This window comes from Amnimonas aquatica, from assembly GCF_002943415.1.
GTDB classification, from domain to species: domain Bacteria; phylum Pseudomonadota; class Gammaproteobacteria; order Pseudomonadales; family Moraxellaceae; genus Perlucidibaca; species Perlucidibaca aquatica_A.
Map to the genome: position 1 here is coordinate 1 of NZ_PTQZ01000125.1, position 5,360 is coordinate 5,360.

The window sequence follows — 5,360 nt, forward strand, 5'->3', positions numbered from 1 at the left end:
CCAGCGGCACCGCGCGCCTGTTCGGGCATGTGGCGAGGGATCCGGCACGGCTGGCGCAGCGCCCCCTGCCGATGGCGCCGGAGGCCCTGGCGCAGGCACGCTGAGTCCGCCGCCGCTTCAGTTTCTCAGATGCAGGAACTGCCCGAGATGGTCCGCGACCTGCGGGAACAGCGGCGGTGGCAGCTGCGTGCCGAGCTTGCGGAAACTGCGGTAGGCCAGCGCAAGCGTGACCGCGATGACCCCGTTCAGGGTCTTGTCCACCACCAGGTTGAACTTCATCCTCGCCTTGGGCACATAGAGCAGCGGCTGCAAGGCCTCGTCGATGACCCGGATCAGCACCTCGACACCCGCGCGGATATCCGCCCTGGCCGGGTCCCGCAGCGCCTGCAGGGCGTCCTCCGCCTCCCTCGCCAGCGCCGGACTGATGCCGAACACCAGGTGCGCCCTCAGGCCGTCCGGGGTCGGCAGCATGACCAGAAGACGCCGGTAATGCTGCACCACCGGTGCCAGGCGGTCGTTGCCGAAGAACCCGGTGATCCAGCCCAGGTAGTGCCGGAGCTTGGACTTGATCTCCTCGATCACGTGGTGCGCCTCACGGAAGCCATCCGCACCAGTGGTCTCCATCAGCTCGCGGACGGCATTGCCGAAGAAGCCGTCGACCACGTCGCAGGACGCCTCCGTGATCAGCCTGCCGGCCAGCTCGGCCTGCGGGATGCGGGTACCGGACTGCAGCGCGGCATCGAGGCGCGCGACATCCTCCGGCAGGTTGTCACTGATGCGGCAGGCGATGTAGGGCACGGCTGGGGACATGACGATCCTCGTCGGTCTCGGGGCGGATGCAGCGATAGTATGCCGGCCCGCGCGCAGGCCATGTGCCGGAACTACGGCCCGACGCGTCAGCTCGGCCAATGGCATGAGCAACGCCACGTCATGACCGCGCCGCCTCCATCCTCTCTCCATGGTTGCCCGCTAGCATGGGCCCGAACCCAATCCCATCACGAGAGGAAACCTCCCCATGAAAGCAGCCCGGCAACTGGCCACCACCCTGATCATGGCTGGCGCCATGGCCCTGCCCTCCATCGTCTTCGCGGACCATCACGACGAGCGTGCGCGCGGACAGCGCGGTGGCGAACCCTCCGCAGCCATGCAGGCAGCCTGCAAGGGCAAGGCACCTGGCGCCTCCGTCACCGTGACCGCGCAGGATGGCCGCAAGCTCGCCGGCACCTGCCAGCTGGTCTTCCGCCCGGATGCCGGCAGCCGCGACAACAAGCGCTGACCCCTGCGGTAGCGCCAAAGAAAAAGGCCCCTCGCGGGGCCTTTTTCGTTCAGCGTGCAGCGGGTTCGGCTTACATCATGCCGCCCATGTCCGGCATGGCCGGCGCGGCCGGCTTGTCGTCCGGCGCATCGGTGATCATGGCTTCGGCGGTCAGCAGCAGGCCGGAGACGCTGGCGGCGTTCTGCAGCGCGGTGAAGGTCACCTTGGCCGGGTCCAGGATACCCAGCTCGACCAAGTCGCCGTAGGTGCCGGTGGCGGCGTTGTAGCCATAGTTGCCGGAACCGTTCTTGACTTCGTTGACGATCACCGAGGCTTCTTCACCAGCGTTGGTCACGATCTGGCGCAGCGGCGACTCGATGGCGCGACGCAGGATGGCGATGCCGGCATCCTGGTCGGCATTGTCGCCCTTGAGGTTGGCCAGGGCCGGCAGCGCACGGATCAGCGCGGTGCCGCCGCCAGCGACGACACCGGCCTCGACAGCGGCGCGGGTGGCGTGCAGGGCGTCATCGACGCGATCCTTCTTTTCCTTCAGCTCGACTTCGGTGGCGGCACCGACCTTGATCACGGCCACGCCGCCGGCCAGCTTGGCCACGCGTTCCTGCAGCTTTTCCTTGTCGTAGTCGCTGGAGGAGTTCTCGATCTCGACGCGGATCTGCGCCACGCGGGCTTCGATGTCGGCGGCATTGCCGGCGCCATCGATGACGGTGGTGTTTTCCTTCGACACGATGACCTTCTTGGCAGTGCCCAGGTCCTGTAGGCTGGCGCCTTCGAGGTTCAGGCCGACTTCCTCGGAGATCACGGTAGCGCCGGTCAGGACGGCGATATCCTGCAGCATGGCCTTGCGGCGGTCACCGAAGCCCGGGGCCTTGACGGCGCAGACCTTGACGATGCCGCGCATGGAGTTGACCACCAGCGTGGCCAGGGCCTCGCCTTCAACGTCTTCGGCGATCAGCAGCAGGGCCTTGCCGGACTTGGCGACGCCTTCCAGCACCGGAATCAGCTCACGGATGTTGGAGATCTTCTTGTCGACCAGCAGGATGAACGGGCTGTCCAGCTCGGCGGTCATGCTGTCCTGCTTGTTGACGAAGTACGGGCTGATGTAGCCACGGTCGAACTGCATGCCTTCGACCACGTCCAGGGTGTCCTCGAAGCCCGAGCCTTCCTCGACGGTGATCACGCCTTCCTTGCCGACCTTGTCCATGGCTTCGGCGATCAGGCGGCCGATGGTTTCGTCGGAGTTGGCGGAAATGGCGCCGACCTGGGCGATGGCCTTGGAGTCCGTGACCGGCACGGCGGCCTTCTTGATGGCGTCGACGGCGACCGCGGTGGCCTTGTCGATGCCACGCTTCAGGTCGGTCGGGTTGAGGCCGGCGGCGACGGCCTTGAGGCCTTCGTTCAGGATCGACTGGGCCAGCACGGTGGCGGTGGTGGTGCCGTCACCGGCGACATCGGCGGTCTTGCTGGCGACTTCCTTGACCAGCTGGGCACCCATGTTCTCGAACTTGTCCTTGAGCTCGATCTCCTTGGCCACGGACACGCCGTCCTTGGTGATGGTGGGTGCGCCGAAGGACTTGTCGAGGATCACGTTGCGACCCTTGGGGCCCAGCGTCACCTTGACAGCGTCGGCCAGGATGTTAACACCGGCAACCAGGCGGGCACGGGCGGAGTCACCGAACTTCACGTCTTTTGCAGCCATTTTCTCTTTTCCTCTCAAATACGGATGGTTTCAGTCAACACGGGCCGTGCGGAGGCCCGACCGAATGCGGCTCAGCCGAGCACCGCGAAGATTTCCGATTCCTTCATGATCAGCAGCTCTTCGCCGTCGACCTTGACGGTGCTGCCGGCGTACTGGCCGAACAGGACCTTCTCGCCGACCTTCACGTCCAGCGGACGCACATCGCCGTTGTCCTTGATGATGCCGTTGCCGACAGCGACCACCACGCCCTGCGAGGGCTTCTCGGCAGCGGCGCCGGGCAGCAGGATGCCGCCGGCCGTCTTGGTTTCTTCTTCGACGCGACGAATCACGACGCGGTCATGCAAGGGACGAATTGCCATCGTAACCTCCAGGTTTTGTTGTCGATCAAGGGCCCTTGCGGGCGGTTGAAATAAGCCGTGCCACACCGGTCACCGGTCAGCGAGCGGGCGGCTTGTCATCGTTATGGGGGTGCCGGCACGGCATTCAAGGGCTGATGCGCATTTTTTTGCGGCCACCGGCCCGGCGCACCGCTGCCGGCAGGCCGTCGCGTCAATTTTTTTGCGTCGCCGGTCGCCTGCGCCGACACCGGCGCGCTAGAGTAGCAGCATCCGGCCCGGCGGCCGGAAATCCCCGTCCAGCCTTCCGCCCGGCCAGTCGCCCGGACGGACCACGCGAGCACGACCGCATGCCCGACGCCCGGCAGATCACGCTGCGCCAGGCCTTCGCCCAGCCCGCCGCCCTCACCCTGTTCCTGTTCGGCTTCGCCTCCGGGCTGCCTTTCCTGCTTGTCGGCGGCACCCTGTCGGTCTGGCTCAAGGACAGCGGCGTTTCGCTCGAGGACATCGGCCTGATCAGCCTCGCCGGCCTGGCCTACGCCTTCAAGTTCGTCTGGGCACCGCTCACCGATCGCCTGCGGCTGCCGCTGCTGGGCCGCCTCGGTCGCCGCCGCTCCTGGCTGCTGGCGGCCCAGCTGCTGCTCGCCGCCAGCCTGCTGCTGATGAGCGTGCTCACCCCCGCCGGCGCGCTCGGCCTGTTCGTGCTGGTCACCGTGCTGGCCGGCTTCTCCGGCGCCACCCAGGATGTGGTGGTCGACGCCTACCGCATCGAGATCGCAGCGCCCGAGATGCAGGGCGCGCTCGCCGCCACCTACACCCTGGGCTACCGCCTGGCGCTGCTGGTCTCCGGCGCGCTGGCGCTGATGCTCGCCGACCACCTGCCCTGGGGCCTGATCTACCAGGGCATGGCAGCCCTGGTCGGCGTCATCATGCTGGCCACGCTGTGGGCGCGCGAACCCGAGGCCCCGGCGGACATGCCCGGCACCGGCGACGCCGGTCTCGCAGCGACCCTGGCGGCCAGCATCGCCGGACCGTTCCGGGACTTCTTCGTGCGCTACGCCGGCTGGCTGGGCGCGGGGCTGCTGCTGTTCATCGGCCTGTTCAAGATCTCCGACCAGATGCTCGGCGTCATGGCCCTGCCCTTCTACCTGGACTGCGGCTTCAGCAAGACCGAGATCGCCGCCGTGTCCAAGCTCTTCGGGGTCTGGGTCGGCATCGCCGGCGCCTTCATCGGCGGCGCCGCCGTGGTCCGCTTCGGTGCTCACCGCATGCTGCTGGTGGCCATGCTGCTGGGCGCCCTCAGCAATCTGCTCTATGTCGTGCTGTCATACTTCCCGGGCAATATCCAGGTCTTCGTGGCCGTGATCGGCGGCGAGAACCTGTCCGGCGGCTTCCTCGGCGCCGTCGCCGTGGCCTGGCTGTCGGCGCTGGTCAGCCGCGAGTACACCGCCACCCAGTACGCCCTGTTCAGCTCCCTGGTCACCCTGCCCGGCAAGCTGATCGGCGGCTTCTCCGGCTTCATGGTCGCAGGCATGGGCTACGAGGGCTTCTTCATTTTCTCCACCCTGGCCGTGGTGCCTGCCTTGCTGCTGTTCGCCTGGCTGACCCCGCGCCTGAACACACCGGCGAACTGATCCATGCAGTACATTCTCAGTGTGAAAGAGCTGCGCAAGCGCTTCGGCGACTTCGTGGCGGTGGACGGCGTCAGCTTCGACGTCCGTCCCGGCATCTGCTTCGGACTGCTCGGCCCCAACGGGGCCGGCAAGACCACCAGCATCGAAATGATCGAAGGCATCACCCCGGCCGACAGCGGAGAGATACTGTTCAAGGGCCGGCCGGCCGGCCAGGCTTTCCGCGAGGCCTGCGGCATCCAGTTCCAGCACACCGCCCTGCCGGACTTCCTGACCACGCGCGAAGCGCTGGCGCTGTTCGCGAAGTTCTACCGGCAGCCGGTGCCGCTGGCGCAGCTGGCCAGCGACTGCCACCTCGACGACTACCTCGACCACTACGCCACGCGCCTGTCCGGCGGCCAGCGCCAGCGCCTGCTGCTGGC

Annotated in this window: 6 protein-coding genes; 3 read left to right on the plus strand and 3 right to left on the minus strand. The window is 67.2% G+C overall.

Going from position 1 to position 5,360, the window contains the following annotated elements; genetic code table 11:
- Nucleotides 1-117: 117 nt before the first annotated feature.
- Nucleotides 118-810, minus strand: a complete 693-nt coding sequence (locus tag C5O18_RS06060; RefSeq protein WP_146089236.1) for a hypothetical protein — start codon at nucleotides 808-810, stop codon at nucleotides 118-120.
- 205 nt (nucleotides 811-1,015) lie between these two features.
- Here C5O18_RS06060 and C5O18_RS06065 point away from each other — a divergent pair, with 205 nt between their 5' ends.
- Complete coding sequence (locus C5O18_RS06065; protein WP_105192387.1) at nucleotides 1,016-1,276, plus strand: hypothetical protein; 261 nt, start codon at nucleotides 1,016-1,018, stop codon at nucleotides 1,274-1,276.
- 70 nt (nucleotides 1,277-1,346) lie between these two features.
- On the opposite strand, the gene groL is transcribed toward C5O18_RS06065, so the two are convergent.
- Together groL and C5O18_RS06075 are read right to left on the minus strand one after the other, a co-directional pair.
- Nucleotides 1,347-2,972, minus strand: coding sequence for a chaperonin GroEL (groL, locus tag C5O18_RS06070; RefSeq protein ID WP_105192389.1), 1,626 nt, complete (start codon nucleotides 2,970-2,972; stop codon nucleotides 1,347-1,349).
- 71 nt (nucleotides 2,973-3,043) lie between these two features.
- Nucleotides 3,044-3,331 (minus strand): co-chaperone GroES, encoded by a 288-nt coding sequence (locus tag C5O18_RS06075; protein ID WP_105192391.1) that lies wholly within the window; start codon nucleotides 3,329-3,331, stop codon nucleotides 3,044-3,046.
- A gap of 326 nt (nucleotides 3,332-3,657) precedes the next feature.
- Here C5O18_RS06075 and C5O18_RS06080 point away from each other — a divergent pair, with 326 nt between their 5' ends.
- Complete coding sequence (locus tag C5O18_RS06080) at nucleotides 3,658-4,941, plus strand: AmpG family muropeptide MFS transporter (RefSeq protein WP_105192393.1); 1,284 nt, start codon at nucleotides 3,658-3,660, stop codon at nucleotides 4,939-4,941.
- Nucleotides 4,942-4,944: 3 nt separating this feature from the next.
- A partial coding sequence (locus C5O18_RS06085) for an ATP-binding cassette domain-containing protein (RefSeq protein WP_146089237.1) occupies nucleotides 4,945-5,360 on the plus strand: 416 nt, incomplete at its 3' end.

Bases quoted from the DNA above. Each gene is read 5' to 3' on its own strand.
- C5O18_RS06060 (WP_146089236.1), bottom strand. From the start codon at position 810: ATGTCCCCAGCCGTGCCCTACATCGCCTGCCGCATCAGTGACAACCTG.
- C5O18_RS06065 (WP_105192387.1), top strand. From the start codon at position 1,016: ATGAAAGCAGCCCGGCAACTGGCCACCACCCTGATCATGGCTGGCGCC.
- groL (WP_105192389.1), bottom strand. From the start codon at position 2,972: ATGGCTGCAAAAGACGTGAAGTTCGGTGACTCCGCCCGTGCCCGCCTG.
- C5O18_RS06075 (WP_105192391.1), bottom strand. From the start codon at position 3,331: ATGGCAATTCGTCCCTTGCATGACCGCGTCGTGATTCGTCGCGTCGAA.
- C5O18_RS06080 (WP_105192393.1), top strand. From the start codon at position 3,658: ATGCCCGACGCCCGGCAGATCACGCTGCGCCAGGCCTTCGCCCAGCCC.